We start from the raw sequence: 25,053 nt of genomic DNA, 5'->3' as shown, positions 1-25,053 counted from the left end.
ACTGATTAACGACGACGGGCACGGCGTTCAATTTTCTTCTCTGCATCTGCCAAGATTTCATCAATATTGGCATCATGCTCCAGCACTTTTTCAAGCGCATCATTCACTACTTGACGAGCAACTTCGTCATAGCGATCTACCGTAACTGCTGGGATCTTATCTGCAGCATCTCGCCATATCAGACGGGCTTTCTGACCACCAAGGTAGGCGATTTCTTCCTCGAAAAACGGGTCTTTGTGCGTTGAGACTAAAGCAGGGAACGCATTGATTTCTTTAAAGCCAAGCAGTTGGATCTCAGGGCTTGTCGCCATGTACTCGATGAAAGTCCAAGCTTCTTTTTTATGCTCTGCTTTTTTAGGAATGCCGTAGAATGAACCGCCCCAACTCGCGAGCGCTTTGTTTGGTAATTCAGAAGTACGCCATAGACCTTTTGCTTCTGGTGCGATCCAATCTTCTAAGTGACCACCAAGCCAAGCGCCCATCATCTGTACTGAAATATTGCCTCGGCGCAGGCCTTCAGTCCACTCGTTCGACCATGCCCCTACCTTAGCGTCAATACCGGCTTCACGTGCTTTTTTCGCAAGACGGAAAGCTTCTTTAAATCGATCCGAGTTCACCAAAACATTATGTTCACTATCGAAGTACAGGCCCTCTCCAGGTTTAAGATTCGCACGAATGTAAATATCTTTGATATCTACAGCACTTGCGAGCATATAGTTACCCGTTTTTTCTTTAATTTTTATGCCTGCTTCAATAAATGAGTCCCAATCTTTTAGCAACTCAGCTTCTGTAACTCCAGCTTTTTCAAGAATATCAGCTCGGTAGAAAGTGGCGCCTGGACCGATATCCGCCGGCACTGCCGCCAAATTCCCCTTAGAGTTGGTACCTTGCGCAACAGAAAACGGAACGAGCTTGTCGGTAAATGTCCCTGCGTTGTATGGCGCGGCATTGAGGTCTTCTAGGCCACCAGACTCAACGAAACGGCCTACGTACGAATTCTCGATACCCATGACATCTGGTAGATTCGCTCCCGTCGCAAGAGCTGTTGTCATCGCATTATGGTGGTCACCGTAAGCAAGTGTCACTAGCTTCACTTTAATATCAGGATACTTTGCTTCGAATGACGGAATTGCCGCTTCAGCAACTTGGTTGAAATTAGGAAATGATGCTACCGTAATTTCAACTTGTTCTGCCAAAGCGTTTGTGGATAAAGCAGCGGCGATTGCAAATGTAATCGCTTTAATATTCGACTTCTTCATTGTTAGTCCTTTTATTGTAGGGTCGTACATTGGTTATTATCAAAAAAATGTGCTTTTCGCTTGTCAAAGTAGAGCGTAATATTTTTGTCAAATTCCTCTTCCATGTATTTTGTTTCAACGACTACTTTTTTCTCTTTGAATAGACAATCTAGATGAATGACTGAACCTAAAATCTCCGAGTTTTTCACTTGTACAGGAATCTCGCAACAAAACTCTTTTTCTATATTTTCGGCGTTGAGGTTCAAGTCTTGCGGTCGAATACCAATAGATCTCACACCCTCGTGGATATCAGCAATGCATGTAGATATATCAGAGGTTGTTACATCAAAAATGTTAATTTCTGGACTACCGATAAATCGAGCAACAAATTCAGTTTTTGGATTTTCAAAAATTTCTTTCGGGGAACCGACTTGTTCAATTTTTCCATTATTTAAAATCACCACTCGGTCAGCTAACGTCATCGCTTCAACTTGGTCGTGCGTAACGTAAATAATGGTTGTTTTTACTTTTTCATGAAGTGCCCGAATCTCCTTACGCATTTGGCCTCGCAATTTTGCGTCGAGGTTAGATAGAGGCTCATCAAACAAGAAAACCTTAGGGCTACGAACCATCGCTCGCCCCATGGCGACACGCTGACGCTGCCCGCCTGATAGCTCTTTCGGTTTTCTGCTAAGAAGTGGGGTTAGCTCTAATATCTCAGCAACTTCTGCTACCATTTTTTTTGCGGCTTCCTTCTCTACCTTTAGGTTTTCTAAGCTAAACCCTATATTCTCTTCGACGGTCATATGGGGGTACAATGCATAACTTTGAAATACCATCGCAATATTTCGTTCGATAGGGTGCAGATCATTTACCAATAGGTCATCGATATATATTTCACCATCGGTTATATCTTCTAATCCCGCCAACATACGCAATGTCGTTGATTTTCCGCATCCAGATGGACCAAGTAATACAACAAACTCTCCATGGTTTATATGGAGATCAATATCTTTAACTACCTGAGTTTCACCGTAACTCTTTACTAAATTGCTAAATGTTACTGCTGCCATTTTTCCACCAAACTAATATTTTATGAAAGTTGTCATATTGTAAATAATGTGAGAACTCATTGATTAGAACAATTACTGAATCTTATTTTCCCTTTACTCTTTTTACCAACTTTTACTATTTGTGATATCTGTCTTTAAAATGAGTCAAGTAAAAAAATAAGGCGCAATTATACGCCTCAAAAATCAAAGGAAGTGGTGTATTAAATCTAGACTTGATTTAATAGATCAGTACTGCTTCATTTATTAATGTTAGCTAAAAGTACTATTTATCATTTTCATTACTGCTAAGGAGGTAAATACGTTCTTTTATGTCGCGCATCAATAACGACTGAATTTCGTAAAATTTTCGCCCCGATTCATGGTTATCTTATCCCTCATATACAGCACACGAACATTAACGAGTGATCGCCTAACGTTGACTAGAATCCCTTCACAATAAAACAATTAGTTTCACTTACATGATACTGTTTCCATCCGCGTTAAACAGGTGTACACGTGAACTGTCGATGTACATTTCAATGGTTTCGCCATCAACGACTTCCGTGCTCGCATCCACTTCGATGGTTATTGGTGAACCATGAATGGCTCCGTATACGAGTTTAGTCGTGCCCAACAATTCCGTTGCTTCAATAGCAACATTGACTGGTATCGACGTACTGCTTTTATGCAGGCTTATGTCGGTCGGACGAATGCCCATGGTGCCGTCAGTAGACGTCAACTCAAGATTTACTCCCGAGACGATATCAACCACTTTTTCACCTAATTTAACTTCAACACCTGATGGAGAACGCTGCATCGAAATATCCAACATGTTCATCGTTGGACTTCCAATGAACCCAGCCACAAACTTATTGACGGGTTTATGATAGATTTCTTTCGGGGTGCCAACTTGCTCAATAACACCATCCCTCAAAATCACAACCTTGTCAGCCAATGTCATTGCCTCTACTTGATCATGGGTAACATAGACCGTTGTCTTTTTGTGCTTTTTGTGCAGCTCTTTGATTTCCGTTCGCATCACATTTCTCAGCTTGGCATCAAGGTTAGAAAGCGGCTCATCGAAAAGAAAGACTTCTGGAGAGCGAACCATTGCACGCCCCATTGCTACTCGCTGACGTTGACCACCAGACAACGCTTTTGGTTTCCGATCTAGTAAAGGAGTCAGTTGTAGCATATCGGCAATGTGTCTTACTTGTTTATTGATTTCCTCTTTGGACTGCCCTGCCATCTTTAAAGAAAAGCCGATGTTATCGAAGACCGTCATATGGGGATACAGTGCATAACTTTGGAACACCATGGCAATATTCCTTTCCTTTGGAGAAAGGCTATTGACAACTTGGTCACCTATCAATATCTCTCCGCCAGAAATATCTTCTAAGCCAGATAGCATGCGAAGTGTTGTCGACTTGCCACAACCAGATGGACCTAGAAAGACAACAAACTCACCATCTCCAATATCTAGGTTAAAGTTCTTTACAATGTGGGCATCGCCCGAATAAATCTTATCGACATTTTTGAATTGAATCGTTGCCATGCTATCCCCAAAAGTCTAACTGTATTAGTTGTAAGTGACTCTATCCTTACTTCCACTCAAGAGAGTTACAATTACGTTTTTTGTTACTGGAATTAATGTATTTTGTGACTGAGAATCTGATCACAGCTTGTTTTTGTTAACATATGAGTTAAACGTGAGGAACTGCACATTAGTCGTTTTATTACATGATTAGAAATAAATAAATCAGGAACTTAGCTAATTTTCTGCTATGTCAGTTAATTTCCGTCGAGCCACGTCAGATAACTCTCTTCGCCCTATGCCGTTACAAAATATGTATATGGCAATAGCAACACGGAATGTTATTTAAAGGTGATGCTCTCATTTTTTACATTGGTGTATGACTCGAAAAAAAGTCAAAAAAAACCTCAAGCCCTCCCCAAGGCTTGAGGTTCACCAATAATGATGAAATGTCCCCTCAGACAAATTAGAACAAGTCACTTACTCTTGGATACAGTAACTGGAAAGTTTCGCGTTTCGCTTGATAGTAAGCTTGTTTTTCTTGGTTCGGTTTATGAAGTTGAACTAACTCCGGTACTGGGCAAATATCATCAATGTTGGCATTTGGCTCGACCGCTAGTGCGGCCAATCTTGCTGCTCCAAGTGCCGGGCCCACATCTCCGCCTTTACGGTAAGTCAATGGCAATCCAACAATATCCGCGAGCATCTGACGCCAGTACTCACTGCGTGCGCCACCACCAATTAACGATACTTCATCTGGAATCATCTTAGTGACATGAAGGGCATCGAACCCATCAGCAAATGCGAAACCTACGCCTTCTAATACGGCTTGAGCAAGCTCGAGCTTCGTCGTTGAGTGCGTCATACCGAAAAACACACCTTTGGCATCTGGGTTATTGTGAGGTGTACGCTCACCAGACAAATACGGTAGGAAAACAACACTGGAATCAGAGTCAGCACCGTGCTCGACTTGCTCTATCATTTCACCAACATCGTCAAAGCCTGTCAGTGATGCGACCCATTTAAGACATGATGCTGCACTTAAAATCACCGACATGGTGTGCCAACAGTTTGGTACCGCATGACAGAAGCTATGCAACGCTGACTCTGGGTTAGAAATAAATCCATCACTGACAGCAAAGTACACACCGGAGGTACCTAAAGAAAGCATAGCTTGGCCAGGCTTAATAATCCCTACCCCTACTGCGCCAGCCGCATTGTCACCACCACCAGCAATCACTGGGATTTGAGCTAACCCCCATTCCTTCGCCACCTCTTCAGATAGAACGCCTGTAATTTCATTTCCTTCAAACAACTTCGGCATTTGGTCGCGAGTGAGTCCCGTTGCTGCTAATAGTTCATCACTCCAGTCTCTAGCATTCACGTCCAACCAACAGGTGCCCGCAGAATCAGACATATCGGAAGCGAAGTCTCCCGTCATTTTGAAACGTAAATAATCTTTCGGAAGCAGTACCTTAGCGATTTTCTCAAAGTTTTCAGGTTCGTGATTTTTTACCCACTTAAGCTTGGGTGCAGTAAAACCAGGCATCATAATATTGCCAGTAATCGCGCGACTCTCCGCCACCGCTGACTCCAACTCTTCACATTCGGCCGCGCATCTGCCGTCGTTCCATAAGATTGCGGGACGAATAACGTTGCTTTCAGCATCAAGTAAGGTTGCACCGTGCATTTGCCCAGAAAGGCCTATCGCTTTGACCTGACTCAAATCCGTCTGCTCACCCAAGCCTAGGATCGATTGGCAGGTTGCGTCCCACCACTCTGACGGATTTTGTTCTGACCATAGTGGCTTTGGACGAGAGACAGATAACTCAATCGATTTAGACGCTAAAATCTCGCCATCTAGAGACATTACGATCGACTTAACACCAGAAGTTCCGAGGTCAATTCCAATATACATACACACTCCTCACTAAAAAAATCAAATGCACATCGGTTTCTACCTCCTGTGCATTAACACTGCATTTAGTATTCAGCGTTCCAATCCAATGCTCAATTACGTTATTTCATTGTGGACTTCACTGATTTAGTGACTGCGCCTTTGATCACACCGATGAGAAAGACTTGCTGTTACACTCATGTCAAATTTATTGTTAGTGACAAACAGATAGATAAAACATGGACAAACGTTTTCGAATAACTTTGCTGTTTAATGCGAACAAAGTGTATGACCGCCAAGTAATTGAAGGTATTGGGGAGTATCTACAAGCATCTCAATGTGCTTGGGACATTTTTCTTGAGGAGGATTTTGTCACTCACCTAGATAAGTTTAAAAACTGGAGTGGTGATGGCGTTATTGCGGATTTTGACAATCCCGAGATTCAACAACTATTGGTAGACTCCGACATTCCCGTCGTTGCTGTAGGCGGTTCCTATTCCGATAAATCACAATATCCAGACGTACCCTATATTGCGACCGATAATGAAGCGTTAGTGGAGATGGCCTTTCAACATTTAAAAAATAAGGGCTTGGAGAACTTCGCGTTTTATGGTCTCCCACACAATAGCGCCAACCGTTGGGCTTCAGAAAGGGAGCTCGCATTCAATAAAATCCTAAGACGTGAGGGGTATTCTGGTTCGGTCTATCGGGGTAATGTCACCAATTCTGATACTTGGCAATATGATATGAATCGTCTCGCAGATTGGATTCAGCGATTGTCAACTCCGACCGGGATCATCGCTGTTACTGATTCAAGGGCACGTCATATCTTGCAGGTTTGTGAGCACGTAAACTTGGTCGTCCCTGACAAAGTGTCAGTAATTGGTATTGATAATGAGGAGCTCACTCGCTATCTGACTCGCGTCTCTTTAAGCTCGGTTGGACAAGCCTGTAAAGAGATGGGTTATCGCGCTGCCAAAAAGCTACACAAGTTGATTGAATGCCACGAGAAACAAGATCATGCCGCAATAGAGAAGCTAAAAAGTACGCCGATTTTAATCCCGCCGACTAAGATCTTTGAACGCCAAAGCACGGACTATCAAGCGTTAAAAGATCCTCATGTGATTCAGGCGATGCATTTCATCCGTCACAATGCTTGTAAAGGGATCAAGGTTGAACAGGTCTTAAACCATGTCGGCATCTCCCGCTCGAATATGGAAACGCGCTTTAAGGAAGAACGTGGACACTCACTCCACCAAGAGATCCACAACTCTAAACTCGAAAGAGCATGTAACTTGTTAAAAACCTCCGAACTGCCCATTGTCGAGATAGCCGAGCTTTGTGGCTACCCATCACTGCAATATATGTACACGGTGTTTAAGAAGAACCTATCTCAGACGCCTAAAGAATATCGACAAGAAAAATTTGAGCGTTAACGGCTTTAATTTAGTCTGATATTTAGAAACTTCTGTGCATCAGTATACATTTCTATAGAGGGTAAGCGCGCGTTACACTGCGCTTACCCTTATTTACTTATCCTTAGTGACTTAAATACACGCTTTCCGAAAAGAACGTATTGGCACAAATACGTTCTTTGCGCCAAGAACCATTAGATACAAAGCTCTGATTCAAGAACCTCAACTGAGCAAGTCATTCGCCAGTCACGTGGTAAAACGCGCTTCTCTCCCAAGACAGTAACAACATCATGGTATCGAATATCCGTAGAAGAACTTGCCAACATAATCTCAAATTCTCCTCCTTCGACCACTCGTTGGTTATTCTTGTCTGTAAAATTGAGCATATCGACTGGTAGCTTAAACACAACGCGCTGGCTGGCTTTCGGCTCTAAGTGAATTCGTTTAAAGCCTTTTAGCTCTTTGATTGGACGAACCACTGAACAGAGTTTGTCTCGCATATAGAGCTGAATGATCTCATCACCGGCTCTTTGCCCACTGTTTGTTATTGTGGCAGCAATTTCAATCTGTTCTTCAAAGCTAACAGAGTGCTTGGTAATTGATATATCACTGTACTCAAAACTGGTGTAAGACAACCCATGACCAAAATTATAAGGCGATCCGAAATGGTGGCAGATTGGCGTTCCTGCACTTTTTAACTTGTGGTTGTAGAAGTACGGAACAGCACCAGCACTTTTTGGAATGGACACGGTTAGCTTGCCGCTTGGATTAATATCACCACAAAGAATGTCCGCTATGGCTCTGGCACCTTCTTGACCGGGCGCCCATCCGTATAAAATCGCTGATGCTTCTTGCTCTGCTCGGCCTAGGTTGTATGGCCGTCCGCCAGTTACCAGGACGATAACCTTCTTCCCTGTATCTAACAATCGGTCTAACAGCTCTTGCTGCACGCCAGGTAGTTTTAGGCTATCAACATCAGAACCTTCACCAACGGTGCCCGTCTGGAACAACCCCGCAAGATCGCCAACACAGGCAAGTACGACGTCACTGCTCTCGGCGACACCTAATGCATCCGCTATCTTCGAGTTATCGTGACAGACTGCCGACTCGCGATCCTGTGAAATTGCCATGTTAACATCACCTGGAAATACAGGAGCACTGGCATCTCGGTGCGATAGAATCTTACATCCTTGCGCGGTATCGACATGAGTAAATACTTGTTTGATTTCATCGAGCAGGGTTGAGCATACAAAATTATCGCTTTCTAACGCACTCAATATCAAATGCACCGGAAAACTGTACCCACAGAGCAGAGCTAAAGGATCATCCGCCGTTGCGCCAATCACAGACAATTTGGTTGAACGATTTAATGGCAGTGTACCGTCATTTTTGAGCAGCACGACCGACTCAGCTGCCACCTGATACGCAAGCGTTCGGCTGCTCGAACTTTGAATAGGTTGAGTAGGAACGGGAGTATAAGGTCGCTCAAACAACCCGAGTTCAAACTTAGTTTTAAGGATACGTGACACTATCTGATCTAACTTTTCTTCAGATAATAAGCCTTTATCAACGGCACTTTCTAACTTAGATGAACACGCATCATCGGGTAATTCAATATCTAGTCCAGCATTGAACGCTACTGCGGCCGCGCTGGCCGAATCTTCAGCGATAGCATGATGAGAAGCCAGTAAATCTACCCCGCCATAATCAGCCACCACGAGTCCGTCAAAGCCCCACTGCTCTCTTAGTACTTCCGTAAGTAGGTGGTGGGATGCATGACAAGGTTCACCATCAATATCATGATAAGCTGGCATAACCGAACCCGCATTACCTAGCTTAACCGCCATTTCAAAAGGTAACAGGAAGGTATCATTTAACTCCTTAAAGCCCAGATTGACTGGCGCATGGTTTCTCGCCCCCTCGCTTGCCGAATGACCGACGAAGTGTTTTAAGGTCGCCAAAACTGAACGGTCTTCACCTTGCAAGCCTTTCACATAGGCTGTTGCCATAACACCAGTATGATATGGATCTTCACTCAAAACCTCTTCCGTGCGACCCCAACGTACATCGCGTGATACATCTAAGACTGGCGCTAAGCCATGCTGTGCTCCAACGGCTTTAAGCTGCAACCGAATATCTTTTGCCACCTTTTTAATCAAGTCTGGGTTCCAGGTATGGCCGTAGTTTAATGCCGAAGGATACAAGGTGGCTTCCGAGGCCATTAAGCCAACAAGACACTCTTCATGAGCAATGGCAGGGATACCGAGACGAGTTTCTTCCACAAGGAATCGCTGAAATGCATTAAGCGCTTTCACGCCTTGTGCCGGAGAAACAGGGTGAGTGCCTAATGGGCGCGTGACCTGTCCAAGACCGTGTTTAAGCTTTTCCTTCATACTGAGTTTTGGTTGTGACTGACAAAGCTCAAGGTCTCTAGGTTGGTGATCTCCGTGTTCGTCCAACATAAGCCATTGAGCGCCTAACTGTGCGATTTTTTCCTGCCGAGTCATTTGAGACAATAGGTCCTTAACTCTCGCATCTACAGAATAAGAACTGTCCTTATAAATCGTCATTCCAAGTCCTTCTAACAATGTTTCAACAATGAAAAACCCAACGCCCTAAGGTAAAAGGCTAATCAGGAGCAACTAGCGTTTAGGGGTACAACCTTGATGAGCGTGTGAGTCATTTTTTGTTTCAGCAATTACAACTAAATATTGCATCGATGGATTGTTTAAAATTAATCTACTGATTAATGGTATATAGAGTGAATTTTATTTATTAAAAGTTAGCTTTATACAAGCACACTCACTCCAGTTTTACCTGATGGATGCCTTCATTTAACTTACCTAAAATCATAACCTCATTACGATATTTGTTATCTGTGAGCACGCGCATGATAACCATCGAGTGTCGAATCAACCAATGACACTTAAATCATTAAAAATCAGATTCTTATAAAAAATCACGCATTAAAATTGATTCATAAACATAAAGATGAGACACAGAGCACATTTAACAAATACCAGAAATTTGCAATCAAAAAACATAATTGCTCATGATGAAAATAAAATAAAACATATGACCTGACAGCTTAATAAGTCTAATCATAAATAAATGGAATCAAGGCATGACTGAATTTTTTAAAAATATTAATAAGGTTAAGTTTGAAGGAAGTAACACAACTAACCCTCTCGCTTTCCGCCACTATGATGAAGATCGAATGATCCTTGGCAAAAGCATGAAAGAACACCTGCGTTTTGCAGCATGTTACTGGCATAACTTCCGTTGGGGTGGCGCCGATGTCTTTGGCGATGGCACATTTGATCATGAATGGTTAAAAGTTGCAGACCCAATGGAACAAGCTCGAGTAAAAGCAGATGCTGCTTTTGAGTTTTTTGCTAAGCTTGGCGCACCGTACTACTGTTTCCACGACACTGACGTGGCACCTGAAGGTCACTCATTAAAAGAGTACACAAATAACTTCCAAACGATGGTTGATGTACTAGAGCAGAAACAAGCAGAAACTGGCATGAAGCTGCTTTGGGGGACCGCAAATGCCTTTTCTAACCCTCGCTACATGGCAGGGGCAGGCACGAACCCAGATCCAAAAGTATTTGCCTACGCAGCCACTCAAATCTTCAATGCTATGGGAGCAACTAAGCGCCTGGGCGGTGAAAACTACGTTCTTTGGGGCGGCCGTGAAGGGTATGAAACGCTACTGAACACTGATCTTCGCCAAGAGCGTGATCAGCTTGCTCGACTCATGCATATGGTTGTTGAGCACAAACATAAAATTGGCTTTAAAGGCTCTATTCTCATTGAACCGAAGCCTCAAGAACCAACAAAACATCAATACGATTACGACACAGCAACGGTATATGGTTTCCTAAAACAGTACGGTCTTGAAAACGAAATCAAGGTGAATATCGAAGCTAACCATGCCACGCTGGCTGGCCACAGCTTCCACCACGAAGTAGCAACCGCAACATCTTTAGGCATATTCGGTTCTATTGATGCGAACCGCGGTGATGCACAACTTGGTTGGGATACCGACCAATTCCCTAACAGCGTTGAAGAAAATACGCTTGTTATGTACGAAATCTTGAAAGCTGGTGGCTTCACAACAGGTGGCTTCAACTTTGACGCTCGTGTCCGTCGCCCTTCTACTGATCTCGAGGACTTTTTCTACGGCCACATTGGCGGTATGGATACTATGGCTCTCGCTCTAGAACGTGCCGCGGCAATGATTGAAAACGACGTACTATCAAAACATATCGCACAGCGTTATGCAGGCTGGAACGATGACCTAGGTAAACGTATCCTATCGGGTGACATTTCACTTGAAGGCGTCGCGAAGTTTGCTCTGGAAAATAACCTACAACCTGAAAAAGTGTCTGGTCGTCAAGAATACTTAGAAAACATCGTTAATGGTTTTATTTACAAATAAAATCACATAAACCACAACGGTCCAATAAGCCCAATCATCCATTGATGGTTGGGCTTTTTACTTAAACAGCCTAGCGCCACACAGTATGCCTTTATCAAACAAACGAAAAGCCTTGACGCTATTATGGTAACTCCATCACTTGTTAGCCTCTTTGTGTTTGTCTTTAGCAAACAAAAACACCGTTTGATAGCGACCAGTGATCCTCCCCAAACACCAATCGCTCCGGGTCAAACCTCCTTTCATGGCTAAGGCTTGAAACTTGAGTTACTTCAAACTTGTGAAAAAACGTAACTTAAGCGGAAATAAAGGAAATTTTATCGCTCAGTTATCCAAATATAATTGGTTTATAACTTAATAACTTAACGAGAAACATTATGACAGACATCATCGTAGAAGAAGCCGCAATCAGCGATGCAGAAGCCGTTACAGCACGTGACCTAGAGCGTGCAAGTAGCCTAAAGCCAATCTCTTCTCCCCTCGTCACTCACATGTACACGGCAGACCCGTCTGCACACGTATTCAATGGCAAAATTTATATTTACCCATCACATGATATCGAAACAGATCAACCTCTTAATGACAATGGTGATCACTTCGATATGCGTGACTATCATGTCATCTCTCTGGATCGCCCATTTGGCAAAATCACAGACCATGGAAGCGCACTTGATGTAAAAGACGTGAAATGGGCAGAACGCCAAATGTGGGCACCAGATGCTGCAGAAAAAGACGGCAAATATTACCTTTACTACCCTGCTAAAAACCACGATGGTATCTTCCATATTGGTGTTGCGGTCGGAGATAACCCTGAAGGTCCTTTTACTCCTGAAGAAACCCATATCGAAGGTACATTTAGTATCGACCCTGCAGTATTTCAAGATGACGACGATCAATACTACCTATATTTCGGTGGTATCTGGGGTGGTCAACTACAAAATTGGCGCAATGGTGAGTATGGCGAAGAGGTATACCCCGCAGAACACGAGCCAGCACTAAAGCCTCAAATGGCGAAGCTCGCCAGCAATATGGTTGACCTAGATGAATCACCTCGAGACATCATTATCTTAGATGAGAATGGAAACGAGCTTACCGCAGGTGATACTGAGCGACGTTACTTTGAAGGCCCTTGGTTGCACAAACACGAAGGCACTTACTACTTCTCGTACTCAACGGGAGAGACTCACAACATCGTTTACGCAACGAGTGATTCTCCATATGGCCCGTTCACTTATCAAGGCGTTATCCTAGAGCCCGTACTTGGTTGGACAACTCACCACTCTATCGCCAAATACGAAGGAAAATGGTACCTGTTCTATCACGATAGTTCACTATCAGGCGGTCAAACTCACCTACGCTGCATTAAAATGACTGAACTAATTCATGATGAGAATGGCAAGATTCAGACAATTAAACCTTACATGAATTAAACTACACATACTGACCGAGTTAGCAACATGTGACTAGCTCGGTCTCACATTTTTACGGTATTGCTTCGTAACAGAAAAGCACAACAACATCTCAATCTTAAATGTATAGGTTGGCAGTCTGCGATGATAAACGACCTGAGAAGCGGTTGCCCCGTCACCCGATAGATAGCCTTTCACTATGACATTTGAGGGCTATGATATTTGGCGCATGGTTGCTTTCAGTTGCTTCAGAACATACTGAAGAATGCCTCCCGAGTTAAAATACTCCAGCTCCTTAGGGTTATCTATACGTGCAATCACCGGTATGGTGAGTTCAGAACCTTGAGCGGTTACCACGATAATGTCGAGCGCTAACAAAGGTTTTATAGGGCCGTTAGGAGCGATAAAAACCGTCTCATTTCCCTCTAGAGTCAGAGAATTTAATTCATCTGGTCGCGTCAGTTGAAGAGGCAATACGCCCATACCGACTAAGTTACTACGGTGAATCCGTTCAAACGACTCCGCAATGACTGCTTTGACATTCAATAACAAACATCCTTTTGCTGCCCAGTCACGACTAGAGCCTGAACCGTAGTCTTTACCGGCAAATATGACCAAAGGAACTTGAAGTTCGATTGACCTGTTGCTCGCATCAAAAATAGGAATGACTGGAGGCGTTTTCTCTGTGGTCGACATGTTACAGTCATCCAGCTTGGTATCGCCGTAGCAGCGCGTAAATCCACCTATAGTCGGAGAGGCGATTTTGTTTTCCAGACGTACATTTGAAAACGTCCCACGAACCATGACGTGGTGGTTTCCTCGTCGTGCTCCATAGCTATTGAACTCTTCTGGGTCGATGTTTTTTGATAGCAAATATTGACCCGCCGGACTGGTTGTTGAAATGAGGCCTGCTGGTGAAATATGGTCGGTTGTAATCGAATCTCCCAAAATGGCTAATACACGTGCTGATTCAATAGGAAAAGTCGGCGATGGCATTTCCAAAAACGGAGGGCGCTGTATATAAGTGGAGTCTTTGTCCCACGGGTAACAGGGACTGTCTTTCATCGACAATTGTTCCCATTCTTCATCACCTTCAGTAATGTCGTTGTAGCTCAACCTAAAGTGGCTCTCATGGACTTGATTCAGCATTTCATTGAGCATGGTTTGGCTTGGCCAAAGATCTCTTAGATAGACTGGCTCATTGTTACTATTAATCGCAATTGGGTCTTTTTTTAAGTCAATACAGGTCGTACCCGCTAACGCAAATGCGACGACTAATGGGGGCGAGGCAAGCCAGTTTAGGCTAACAGAGGGGTGTACTCTGCCTTCAAAATTTCGATTCCCTGATAATACCGCCGATACATTCAAGCTGTTTTCCGAGATCTCGGTTTCAAGATTGTTTTTCAGTGGGCCGGAGTTACCAATGCATGTTGTGCAGCCGTATCCAACTCGATGAAATCCCAATCGGTCGAGGTAGTCTTGCAAACCCGTATCATTGAGATATCGCGCGACAGCTAATGATCCGGGTGCGAGAGAAGTTTTTACGTAGCTAGGAACGGTTAACCCTTTTTTAACGGCTGCCTTAGCCACCAAACCCGCAGTCAGCATAACAGCGGGGTTTGATGTGTTCGTGCACGAGGTGATGGCTGCAATAACAACATCACCATGATTTAAATGTCTGGATGAGCTCGGCTGGTCGGAGTTTGAAGCACCTTCAATAGCACATTGGTCAAGAGTCGCTTGCTTAATAGCACTGAGGTTAAGTCTATCTTGAGGTCGTTTGGGGCCTGCTATTGAGGTAACAACGGTAGATAAATCCACTACAATATTTTCATCATACTCAGGTGAAGGGCGGTTTGCATCCCACCATAGCTGTTGCTCGTGCGCGTAAGCCCGCACTCTGCCAACCAGTGAAGAGGGGCGGTTTGTTAGGGTTAAATAGGCGATGGTATTTTCGTCAATCGGGAAAAATCCGCAAGTGGCACCATACTCTGGCGCCATATTGGCGAGCGTTGCTCGGTCTGCCACTGATAGAACGGCTAAGCCGTCACCATAGTACTCAACGAATTTACCAACCACGCCATGAGACCTTAGCCTTTCTGTAATCGTCAAAACCAAATCAGTTGCAGTCACACCAGGACACAATTGCCCATCAAGACGCACTCCGACGACTCGCGGAATCGCGATATTAAGTGGCTGGCCGAGCATTGCGGCTTCGGCTTCTATACCTCCTACTCCCCAACCTAACACGCCTAACCCGTTTACCATAGTGGTGTGGCTGTCGGTTCCTATCACCGTATCGGGTGTTAACACTCTATTTTCGTCTTCGCGCACAACTTGAGATAGATACTCTAAATTAACCTGATGGCATATGCCCTTACCAGGGGGTATCACGGTCAAGTTACGGAAATTCTTTTGTGCCCACTTTAAGAATGTATAGCGCTCTTTATTACGTGCCATTTCATGTACACGATTTGTATGTATTGAGGATTCTGAACCTGACTGATCAACAATTAACGAATGGTCTATGACAAGATCGACCGGGCATTTTGGTGTGACATAACTCGGATCTCCGCCAGCTTGTGCAATTGCATCTCTAATAGCGGCGAGATCGACCAAAGCAGGGATTCCGGTATAGTCCTGCATCAGCACTCTACTAGGATAAAAACTGAATTCTGATGAATGACCTTTGCTCTGTGAGTCAAGAATCTTATCTTTAAAGAATAATGCTTCAATAATACGAGATGACTCTTTTAAATCCGTGGTTTGTCGCATTACATTTTCAATAAGCAGAAGTTTCGTTATTGGAATTTTGGACAGGTTTACTTGGTAATCTTGGGCAAGTTTTTTTAATGACCAGTATTTATAATCGGTGCCTTTTACATTCAGTGACCTTTGATATCTTTGTCGCCATGTTTTTTCGTTGGTAGGTATCATGATTTGTTTCCTTTCAATGATGGTTGAGCTATGTAAAAGCAATCCCCTGGTCATGGAGATGTTTTCTGGGACACGTTTATATTTCCCATATCCAATTAGCGTTAATAAGTTGAAAATCTATAAACTGAAAGGATCAGAGTTGAAATTCTAAAAGAAGGAAGGCGTTGGAATGCACCCATGTCATCAAACAATAACTCGATTTAACAAAATGAAGGCGAAGCTGTAATTGCTAAGCCTTCAATCCTACCTAGATGAGCGCCACATTTGTTGCTTGAGGACCTTTATCACCAGGCGCAACTTCAAAACTTACTTTTTGTCCTTCCAACAGGGTCTTAAAGCCCTCTGAGGAAATCGAACGGAAATGGACAAAAATGTCCTTACCATCGCTATCTTTGGTGATAAAACCAAAGCCTTTATTTTCGTTAAACCATTTTACTGATCCAGTTTCTCTGTCAGACATATATACCTCGACTAATCCTATAGGGTAAAGCTCTGATAACTAGAGCTATTTCATAGTCACTCAAGATGGCTAACGCAGAAGTTAAACGAGAAAGTTCGAGAAATACTGTGAAAGGAAACTTGCTTTATAATTACAAATAACTCAAATTGGCGGAGCTACTTTAAGTATAAGCCTTAAATTGAAAATAGTTAGTTGAGTCTTCGGCCATATTTTAATTTGGTTGTAAGGTTATGATTTTAAACACACCAGTAAGTTTCTAACACATGAGTTGAGAGAAACGACCCCGCCAAAAATAGGACAATATGTGAGTAAGCGACCAAAACCGACACAAATGCAGCAACAATTTGATATTAACCCAAAAGGGAAAGGAATTAAGCGGATATCAGAAGAGTTGAAGACAATGGATGTCCGCAAACGAATAGAAGAACTTGAGGAACAAAAAGAGTGGGATAAGGAGTGGGGATTGTGAGCTCAAGAAACCTATCAGAACTCATTAATACTACACTCCTCATACATTCTGAAAAGCTGAGTAACTTGGACAGAGACATACTTACAGGTTTACGAGATCAACTTAACCGTGATCAAGCCTTGTCAGACAAACAGATTAAACTGTGTCAAAGGCTAATACGAAAAACCAACCAAGACTGTGTTTTTATTCACGACACTCCAAACGAGCCATGATCGCAAGGCAACGTCAGTCTCCTACGTTGTCAACCCTGCCTTCATCAAACGTCAATCGACTCAACATCTGGTCCATAGCCTCATTCACACCCAAGACTACGACTTTAATCTTAAGCATCTTTCAGTACTTTTGAGGAAAGAACAATGGGGCTGAAGCAGATTAATCATCTTTAAAGCGCAATAAGAGGAATGTCGGTAGGCGTTAATAAGATAAGAAAATGAAATTGCCGCTTCATGAATTTATCTTAAACTTACAGAAGTTTAGTCCATGTCCATGAAGAAGCAATTTCAATTTATGGTTGTACTGACTATCAAGATATCGTTGTAATAATCAACGTATGGTTGTTTTTACAAATATATTGTTGAAAAAACCATAAAGTGATATTTCAAGTTTCCAAAATTTCAATACGTTAACTAAAAAACAACCATAAGTTGATATTTTTGTGGCAACAATATTTAAGGCACCAAAGCATAGTAAGAAACTTTCTTACAAGAAAATAGTTCCATCACTCCCCTAGTGATATGTAAGTCGACAAAATCGGTTGGTAGTTAACGTACGACAGAATCGCTTGGTGATCACAATACCGGACAGGGCACTGTTGCAGGCCGTGACCGCTGAACGAAGACGGACAAAACTTTCTTAGAGTAATACCGTAAATTAGAAAAATACGGATTACCTTTGGGGTTTAGGAAATTCGCTTAGTGAAGTGCCTAGTCCTGCTGGTGCAGATCAATGTCGGAAAGATTGACAATTCCCGCATTAATTCACTCAGGAATAATTTTTTAGGCACTCTTCTTACTCCTCACCCTTTTAACTATGCACAACATCCTTATGACCAATCACACAAAAAGACACACCAAAAACAAACATTGGTAGATCAATATCACCAAAAAAACCCATAATGGTTTACCAATAATTGGTTAAAAAATATAGTTTCATTGTCCGATAACACGCAAAAAGGCAAAAAATGAGCAAAAAAATTTTTACCCTCGCCCCTGTAGCTTTAGCCGTTATGATTGCTGGATGTAATTCTGATGAAGACAAAACGTACACTCAGCCAAGCGTCCAGTCCAAAGTGCATGAAGTGTTGAATATTGATGGCTATACATTCAGAGATGCTAATGGTGATGGAGAGCTAACGCCTTATGAGGATTGGCGTTTACCTGTCGATAAACGAATTAGTGATCTGCTAGACCGAATGACGTTAGAAGAAAAAGTCGGCATGATGCTAATCGATACTCTCTATGCTGAAGCGCGCGGAACGATAGGGACACTACATAAAGATTATATTCATGATCAGCACATGACCCGATTTATCTTCCGTAATAACATCCTGACACAAGAAGAAATCGATAATCTTACCGATGATGAACGAGATAACCCGCCTTCAGGCCCATTTGGCGCAAACTATCCAATAAGCCCTATGGAAGCGGCGCAGTATATGAATGCCGTTCAGGAAGAAATGGAGAAAACTCGACTCGGTATTCCTGCCCTTCATAAATCCAACGCCCGTAACCATATTGAACCTGATGCCAGAGCAGGAATTAACGTCGCGGCGGGTGCTTTCACTGCATTCCCGAAAGAAGGCGGATTAGCCGCAATGAACGATATGGACATGGTCGCGAAATTTGCAGAGGTGATGAAAGCAGAATGGAACGCCATCGGTCTGCGCGGTATGTATGGCTATATGGCTGATTTATCTACCGAACCAAGATGGTATCGTGTTCACGAAACTTTTACTGAAGATGCTGACTTAGCCTCAAATATAATCGATACCTTAGTCACTAATCTGCAAGGTAACAGCGTTGACTCTGACAGTATTGTATTAACTCTTAAACACTTCCCTGGTGGCGGCCCACAATTCTTGGGGCTGGATCCACACTACCAAGCAGGCCAACATCAAAGTTACCCTGCAGGTCAATTTGATTACCACGTAAAACCATTTAAAGCTGCAATTGATGCTGGTGTGGCGTCCATCATGCCTTACTACGGCATTGTCGGTGGCGGTAACTGGTCGATTAACGATCCCGATGAAACAAACTTAGATGTAGGTGGTGTTCTACTTGGCGATCATCTTAATGATCGCGATAAGGATACGGTGCGTGTTGCAAATAACTCTTACGGCGCAGACGTGGGGACTCCTAAAGGGAACGTCGGTAGTGCCTTCTCCAAAGGCATTCTGGACGATTTACTACGCAAAGAGCTTGGCTTTAAAGGTGTCATCAACTCTGACACGGGCATCATTGGTGAACCAAATGCACCATTAAGCGATTATCAAGCCCCAGCAAATAACCGAGCATGGGGTCTGCAAGACAAAACCCAAGCAGAGTTATTTAAAATTGCTATTGAAGCAGGCACTGATGTATTTTCCGGTTTCCACGAAAATGCCAATATCTTAGAGGTTGTTACACAGTATCCGGAGCTGGAAGAACAGGTCGACAAATCCGTTGCACGACTGCTAAAAGTTCAATTTGAACTTGGTTTGTTTGAAGATGCATACGTTGATGCATCGAAAGCCAATGAAATCGTAGCAAACCCTGAATCCAAAGCGCTTGCGGATGAAGCTCAACGCAAAGCTGTTGTTTTACTGGATAATAAAGACAGCTTACTACCATTACCTGAATCAAAAGAATCGGCACCAGTTAGCTTATTCACTATGGGCATGGATGGAACCATCGCGGAAGAGCACGGCTACAATGTCACCGTCGGAGACAATCAGGACGGCGTAAAAGTGGCAGATGCTACCGGCAGTGATTATGCGTTAATCCGAGTTCGAGTAAGTAATACTTCTGCTCCATTGCTGTTCTTCGGGGGGCCAAACTTCAATGAGATTTCATCACTTGATTTCACAACTATGGCATCAACTGTTGATGGTGAAGGACAATCTTGGAAAATCACACCGTCACTAGAAGATATCAAAGCCGTGATGGAAGAAGTCGGGGCTGAAAATACCGTCTTGTCTGTCTACTTCCGTCAACCATATGTGCTTGATGAAGCAAGCGGAATGAATGGCGCAGGTGCGATTTTGGCGACATTTGGTTCTAATGATGCGGCACTAATGGATGTTGTGACAGGTAAATTTACCCCGTCTGGCAAACTTCCATTTGCACTAGCAAATAAAGCCCAGGCAATTATTGACCAGGCATCAGATGCACCTGGTTATGCAGAGGCCGATACTTTATATCCATTTGGATATGGTATGGAAGGCTTTGACAAGTAATCAATAACCTCTAAAAGACCTGATAATTCAGGTCTTTTTTATACTAGATAAACTAAGGCATAAAAATGCACATTTTGAATTGGAACGATGATTTAATCCCGCATGAACTATGGGTAGAACGCAATCAAAACGGTACCGCGACACTTCATTTAAAAGTCGTCAAAGACCTAGAACCTGAGTTGCTCTCAATTAATTTGCCCTGCTCTATAGAGACCATCGTCGAGGCTTGGCAAGGCAGTGCTAAACCAATCTCAACCGCTTATGAAGATAGCTATGTATATTCTCAAGTTCGTTGTTTATTTAATATTGATGAAGGCTGCGTGGTATGGGCTGTGAATCATATCGTGCTAAGTGATGGAAAGAAAATGTCGATGGATCGTTTGGCGCTTATTCCCTTGATGAAAGAAACCAATAATGAATTAACAACGATAAGTCAGAATAACTAGTTCTCTGAGCCAAATATGACGTGAAACAAGCTGGCTATGCCAGCTTTTAAGATCAATAAGTTAAGCCCCTTGTTCTTCTGCTTCCTGAGAGCGGTACATTCGATAAATCGTCACTAAATTAGCAATGATGAAGGTACCTTCCACTAAGATGCCGCCTACCGAGCCAAGCCACAAGTTGTGCGTGAACCAACAGCATGAGTTAAATAGAATCACACTGCGCACCTTTATGCCACTTAGAGAAAATAATGCCCAAGTTCCTGCTGCTGAGCCTATGATGGTTAGTGCCTCAATTGGCGTGTTGAGCTGTGGCACCGTCATACCGATCAATAAGCTAATAAACACCCACATTACCCAGCGTGATTGGGTCTTTATCGAGACAAACGCACGGATACCATTGATGGTTACGCCAATTGCTGCAACCATGGCATCCATCATAAAAAAGTGTAAAGCCATGATGAAACAGAAAGTCACCATACCGTAGCGAAATTTAAGGTCATCTTTCTGTAAAAAGGCGAAAACACCACAAACAAAAGCAATTCCACCAATAACTTGCGCAGCTAACATCGTGTCAATCCCTAACTAAGGTTCTTCGTTTAAGTGCGCGGCTAGATAAGCCAGGCAAGTATCCGGACTCGTTAATACCGGTATCGCCTCCGTGACTAGCGAAGCTGCATTCATCATTGAAGCTTGAGCGAGCAGAACGGCTTGATAATTTTGCTCGCTCTGCAAAGTTTGGTTTAACTCGTTGGCAATGCAGCGATTAAACGATTCAAATTTGCTTTGCGCATAGAGTTCCCATGCGTCATCAATCAGTTTGAATGTGAAGTTAGTTTCTGGTGCTTGAGACGCTAGTAGTGCCCCTGTCGGTTCGATAGTACTTTCCAGGGTCACCGCAACGAGCACACTCTCATACTGTGCACAGCTCTTCGCCATGGGCTTATCAACTCTGAATACTTTGTCATTAGGAAAGCTATCAACCACAGGACCTAATGTTGAGCAGGTGCAGATAATGTAGTCGAAACCATTATTGAGCTTGGCTTTAAGATATTGGTGAATAATCTGAGTTGAGCGCTCAGTTTGACCGTTGTTACGAATGTCAGTGAGGAAACTTTCTTGAACATCATGGCTGATATTATGTTGAGGAAATTTCACCGCGGCGAGTGGTTCAAAAAGTTCTGTATTGCTATCAAGTGTATGTAGAAACAAAATATTCATTACAAACCGTCCAGTGTTATTTATTCGTTATAAAAAAACCTCTCCAAAGGGAGAGGTTTGGACTCGAAAATTTCTATTAAGCGTTAACGAGCTCCACCGCATCACGAGTTAGACGAGCAAGCTCTTCCCATTCACCAGCTTCAATCAGTTTTTTATCAACCATCCAAGTTCCGCCGCACGCAAGTACGCGTGGTACTGCAAGGTAGTCTTTAATGTTCTTCGGATTAACACCACCGGTAGGCATGATGTGTACGTCACCGTATGGAGCAAGAAGGGCTTTTACCATATTCACGCCACCAGATGCTTCAGCTGGGAAAAACTTAAGCGTGGTTAAGCCCATTTCCAGCGCTGCCTCGATTGCGCTAGGGTTGTTGACACCAGGTACAATATCAATACCAATCTCTTGGCAAGCTTTGACCGTATTCGGGTTAAAGCCCGGCGATACAATGAAAGTCGCCCCAGCTTCTTTGGCAGCAATCACTTGTTCTTTATTAAGCACGGTACCAGCACCAATGAGCATATCAGGCTGAGATTCACGGAGTAGTCGAATTGCTTCAACAGCCGCATCAGAGCGAAACGTGATTTCAGCGACTGGTAGACCATTTTCTGCTAACACTTTACCTAGTGGAATGATGTCTTCGGCTTTATCGATAGCGATAACCGGAATAATTTTAAGTGCTTTTAGCTGTTCGTTGATTGTAGACATTATAAATCCTTTACTGTTAATTCTGTTTTTTCGTCACAATATCAGTGGCTGATTTTGGAATGATTGCACCACGATGCTGGATAACAACACCGGCAAGCGTATTACCACGTTGGCACGACTGTTCTAAAGAGCCACCGGCTAGATAACTAGATAAGAAACCGCCGTTAAATGAGTCACCTGCTGATGTTGTGTCTACCACGGTTTCAACTGGTGTTGTAGCAACCGAATAGTAACGGTCATTGATGCTATCTCCGACCAAACATCCTTCTTCACCAAGTTTAACAATGACTTTGTTAACACCTAGTTTGTGCAATCGAGCCAGTGTTTCTTCAGGAGTGTTGTCCCCCCAAATGAGCTGCTCGTCATCGAAGGTAACCAAAGCGAGATCCGTGGTCTGATACATGGTTTGGTAATTTGATTTAACCGTTTTAAGCTCATCATCAGGCCACAAAGCCGGGCGATAGTTACTGTCAAACGCAACCTCAACGCCCTGACTGCGTAAAGTACCCAGAAGGTTCAGCAACTTAATTCGATCTTCCTCTTCCAGGATCGCAAGGCTAATACCACTCACAAACACCATGTCCATCTGAGACAAGGATTCTTCGATACGAGTAAAGTCCGGATGCTGAAGTAGGTAGCGTGCCGGCGATTGATTGCGCCAGTACAGAAAAGTACGCTCGCCTTGATCGTCCAGCTGAATAAGATAAAGCCCGGGAGTACGTTTCTCATCCCGCAACACTAAATCTGTACTGATGCCTTCCTCTTGCCAGCGAGTCACCATGCCTTCACTGAGAGGATCGGTACCCATTGCGGAAACGAAAGAGACGGTAATGGCTTGATCTTCGGTATTGAGTTCGCAACCGCGGCTTAGATAAACCGCGGCATTTAGCGTATCTCCACCAAAGGTTTGATGCATAGCGCCAAACGGCTTACCGTTTAGCTCAATCATGCACTCTCCGATAATAGCGATATTTTTCATAACAAGCTCTTAGGCAAAGTAACGCTTAGCGTTGTTAAAGCAGATATCTTCAACCATTGGACCAAGTAAAGACAGGTCATTTGGCACTTCGCCATTTTCAGCCCAGCGGCCAACCATGTCACACAAGATTCGGCGAAAGTACTCGTGACGCGTGTACGATAAGAAGCTGCGTGAATCTGTCAGCATACCAACGAACTGGCTTAATAGACCAAGTTGTGACAACTGCTCCATTTGACGTTGCATGCCATCTTTCTGGTCATTGAACCACCAACCAGAACCGAACTGAACCTTACCTGCGATACCGCCACCTTGGAAATTACCAATCATGGTTGCCATCATTTCGTTGTCACGAGGGTTAAGACAGTAAAGAATCGTCTTAGGTAGTTCGTTGGTTTTATCCATATCATCAAGCAGATGCGCCAACTCGAATGCGAATGTGCGGTCGCTGATAGAATCAAAGCCGGCATCAGCGCCCAGTATCTTGAACATGCGCGTGTTGTTATTGCGCTGAGCACCAATATGCAGCTGCATTACCCAACCCAATTTCGCATAACGCGTACCTAACCACACTTGTACCGCTGTTGAGAATTGAGCGCATTCCGTTTCTGACAACACTTCTCCACTCAAACGGCGAGTAATTAAGCTATCAAGCATTTGTTCTGAAGGAATGTCAGCATAACGTACGATTTCAATACCGTGGTCTGCTGCGCGACAACCATGTGCATCAAAATGTGCAAGGCGCTTGTCTAAAGCCTCTAAAAGCGTTGAAAAGCTTGAGATCTCGATATCAGCAGCTTGACCAAGCAAAGTCATGTACTCCGCAAACCCGTCAAGTTCGATCTTGAATGCTTTGTCTGGGCGCCAGCTTGGTAATACTTCAACGTCAAAGCTTTCATCCGCAGCAATCACTGCATGATGCTCCAGTGAGTCGATTGGATCATCCGTTGTCCCAGCCATGACGACATTCATCTGCTTCATGATGCCACGAGCGGAAAATTCAGGCGTTTGTAGAAGCTCATTACATTCGTGCCAAATGCTGTCTGCAGTTTCTGCATTTAATAGCTTATTGGTAATACCAAACGGGCGACGAAGCTCTAGATGTGTCCAGTGGAACAGTGGATTACCCAGCGTCATTGGGACGGTTTTAGCCCACGCCTGGAACTTTTCGTACTCAGTTGCATCACCAGTGATCAAGCGTTCCTCGATACCTGCTGAACGCATCCCACGCCATTTATAGTGGTCGCCTGCAAGCCAAATTTGGCTCAAGTTTTCAAACTGGCGATTTTGTGCAACTTCTGCCGGGTTTAGGTGGCAGTGGTAGTCAAAAATGGGTTTGTCTGCGGCATGCTCATGGTAAAGACGACGAGCAGTCTCGTTGCTTAATAAGAAGTCGTCACATAGAAAGTTTTTCATCTGTTTTTC

General features: G+C 43.5%; 18 protein-coding genes. 6 read left to right on the top strand and 12 right to left on the bottom strand.

The genetic code is table 11. The annotated features are described in order from the left end of the window. Positions 1-5: 5 nt before the first annotated feature. The 4 genes from ONE56_RS15440 to xylB form a co-directional block, all read right to left on the bottom strand. Positions 6-1,259 carry an ABC transporter substrate-binding protein gene (locus tag ONE56_RS15440; RefSeq protein WP_041157217.1) on the bottom strand — a complete coding sequence of 418 codons (1,254 nt, stop codon included), beginning with the start codon at positions 1,257-1,259 and terminating at the stop codon, positions 6-8. Positions 1,260-1,270: 11 nt separating this feature from the next. Beyond that, on the bottom strand, positions 1,271-2,311 hold the full coding sequence (locus ONE56_RS15435; protein WP_041157218.1) for an ABC transporter ATP-binding protein: 1,041 nt from the start codon (positions 2,309-2,311) through the stop codon (positions 1,271-1,273). Between the two features lie 454 nt (positions 2,312-2,765). Beyond that, positions 2,766-3,845 (bottom strand): ABC transporter ATP-binding protein, encoded by a 1,080-nt coding sequence (locus tag ONE56_RS15430; protein ID WP_423840993.1) that lies wholly within the window; start codon positions 3,843-3,845, stop codon positions 2,766-2,768. Positions 3,846-4,290: 445 nt separating this feature from the next. Next, a complete protein-coding gene (gene xylB / locus ONE56_RS15425; protein WP_331439027.1) occupies positions 4,291-5,742 on the bottom strand; it encodes a xylulokinase in 1,452 nt (483 codons plus the stop codon). Positions 5,743-5,960: 218 nt separating this feature from the next. On the opposite strand from xylB, the gene ONE56_RS15420 reads away from it, so the two are divergent. Continuing rightward, positions 5,961-7,157, top strand: coding sequence for a XylR family transcriptional regulator (locus ONE56_RS15420; RefSeq protein ID WP_041153798.1), 1,197 nt, complete (start codon positions 5,961-5,963; stop codon positions 7,155-7,157). Positions 7,158-7,330: 173 nt separating this feature from the next. Here ONE56_RS15420 and ONE56_RS15415 read toward each other — a convergent pair whose 3' ends face one another. Further along, positions 7,331-9,706, bottom strand: coding sequence for a glycoside hydrolase family 3 N-terminal domain-containing protein (locus ONE56_RS15415; RefSeq protein WP_423840992.1), 2,376 nt, complete (start codon positions 9,704-9,706; stop codon positions 7,331-7,333). Positions 9,707-10,260: 554 nt separating this feature from the next. Here ONE56_RS15415 and xylA point away from each other — a divergent pair. Beyond that, positions 10,261-11,580 carry a xylose isomerase gene (xylA, locus tag ONE56_RS15410; protein ID WP_041153800.1) on the top strand — a complete coding sequence of 440 codons (1,320 nt, stop codon included), beginning with the start codon at positions 10,261-10,263 and terminating at the stop codon, positions 11,578-11,580. A gap of 374 nt (positions 11,581-11,954) precedes the next feature. Further along, positions 11,955-13,007 (top strand): glycoside hydrolase family 43 protein, encoded by a 1,053-nt coding sequence (locus ONE56_RS15405; protein WP_423840991.1) that lies wholly within the window; start codon positions 11,955-11,957, stop codon positions 13,005-13,007. 192 nt (positions 13,008-13,199) lie between these two features. On the opposite strand, the gene acnA is transcribed toward ONE56_RS15405, so the two are convergent. Next, on the bottom strand, positions 13,200-15,923 hold the full coding sequence (gene acnA / locus ONE56_RS15400; RefSeq protein WP_423840990.1) for an aconitate hydratase AcnA: 2,724 nt from the start codon (positions 15,921-15,923) through the stop codon (positions 13,200-13,202). Between the two features lie 247 nt (positions 15,924-16,170). Then, positions 16,171-16,383 carry a cold-shock protein gene (locus tag ONE56_RS15395; RefSeq protein WP_041153802.1) on the bottom strand — a complete coding sequence of 71 codons (213 nt, stop codon included), beginning with the start codon at positions 16,381-16,383 and terminating at the stop codon, positions 16,171-16,173. Positions 16,384-16,687: 304 nt separating this feature from the next. Here ONE56_RS15395 and ONE56_RS15390 point away from each other — a divergent pair, with 304 nt between their 5' ends. From ONE56_RS15390 to ONE56_RS15380, 3 genes are all read left to right on the top strand, one after another. Next, positions 16,688-16,852, top strand: coding sequence for a hypothetical protein (locus ONE56_RS15390; RefSeq protein WP_331439032.1), 165 nt, complete (start codon positions 16,688-16,690; stop codon positions 16,850-16,852). Positions 16,853-18,032: 1,180 nt separating this feature from the next. Further along, positions 18,033-20,285, top strand: coding sequence for a glycoside hydrolase family 3 N-terminal domain-containing protein (locus ONE56_RS15385; RefSeq protein WP_423840989.1), 2,253 nt, complete (start codon positions 18,033-18,035; stop codon positions 20,283-20,285). A gap of 65 nt (positions 20,286-20,350) precedes the next feature. Continuing rightward, a complete protein-coding gene (locus ONE56_RS15380) occupies positions 20,351-20,731 on the top strand; it encodes a hypothetical protein (protein WP_423840988.1) in 381 nt (126 codons plus the stop codon). Positions 20,732-20,791: 60 nt separating this feature from the next. On the opposite strand, the gene ONE56_RS15375 is transcribed toward ONE56_RS15380, so the two are convergent. The 5 genes from ONE56_RS15375 to uxaC form a co-directional block, all read right to left on the bottom strand. Then, complete coding sequence (locus ONE56_RS15375; RefSeq protein ID WP_423840987.1) at positions 20,792-21,295, bottom strand: YgjV family protein; 504 nt, start codon at positions 21,293-21,295, stop codon at positions 20,792-20,794. A 15-nt stretch (positions 21,296-21,310) separates the two neighbouring features. Then, positions 21,311-21,946: a hypothetical protein gene (locus ONE56_RS15370; protein ID WP_423840986.1), complete on the bottom strand. Its 636-nt coding sequence runs from the start codon at positions 21,944-21,946 to the stop codon at positions 21,311-21,313. Between the two features lie 76 nt (positions 21,947-22,022). Next, a complete protein-coding gene (locus tag ONE56_RS15365; RefSeq protein WP_423840985.1) occupies positions 22,023-22,652 on the bottom strand; it encodes a bifunctional 4-hydroxy-2-oxoglutarate aldolase/2-dehydro-3-deoxy-phosphogluconate aldolase in 630 nt (209 codons plus the stop codon). 16 nt (positions 22,653-22,668) lie between these two features. Beyond that, positions 22,669-23,631 carry a sugar kinase gene (locus ONE56_RS15360; RefSeq protein ID WP_423840984.1) on the bottom strand — a complete coding sequence of 321 codons (963 nt, stop codon included), beginning with the start codon at positions 23,629-23,631 and terminating at the stop codon, positions 22,669-22,671. 9 nt (positions 23,632-23,640) lie between these two features. Beyond that, positions 23,641-25,044 carry a glucuronate isomerase gene (gene uxaC, locus ONE56_RS15355; RefSeq protein ID WP_423840983.1) on the bottom strand — a complete coding sequence of 468 codons (1,404 nt, stop codon included), beginning with the start codon at positions 25,042-25,044 and terminating at the stop codon, positions 23,641-23,643. Positions 25,045-25,053: the final 9 nt, after the last annotated feature.

The organism is Vibrio mytili, from assembly GCF_049563345.1.
Lineage (GTDB): Bacteria > Pseudomonadota > Gammaproteobacteria > Enterobacterales > Vibrionaceae > Vibrio > Vibrio mytili.
Note: the sequence above shows the minus strand (reverse complement) of the source record. Positions and strands in the feature narration are given on the sequence as shown.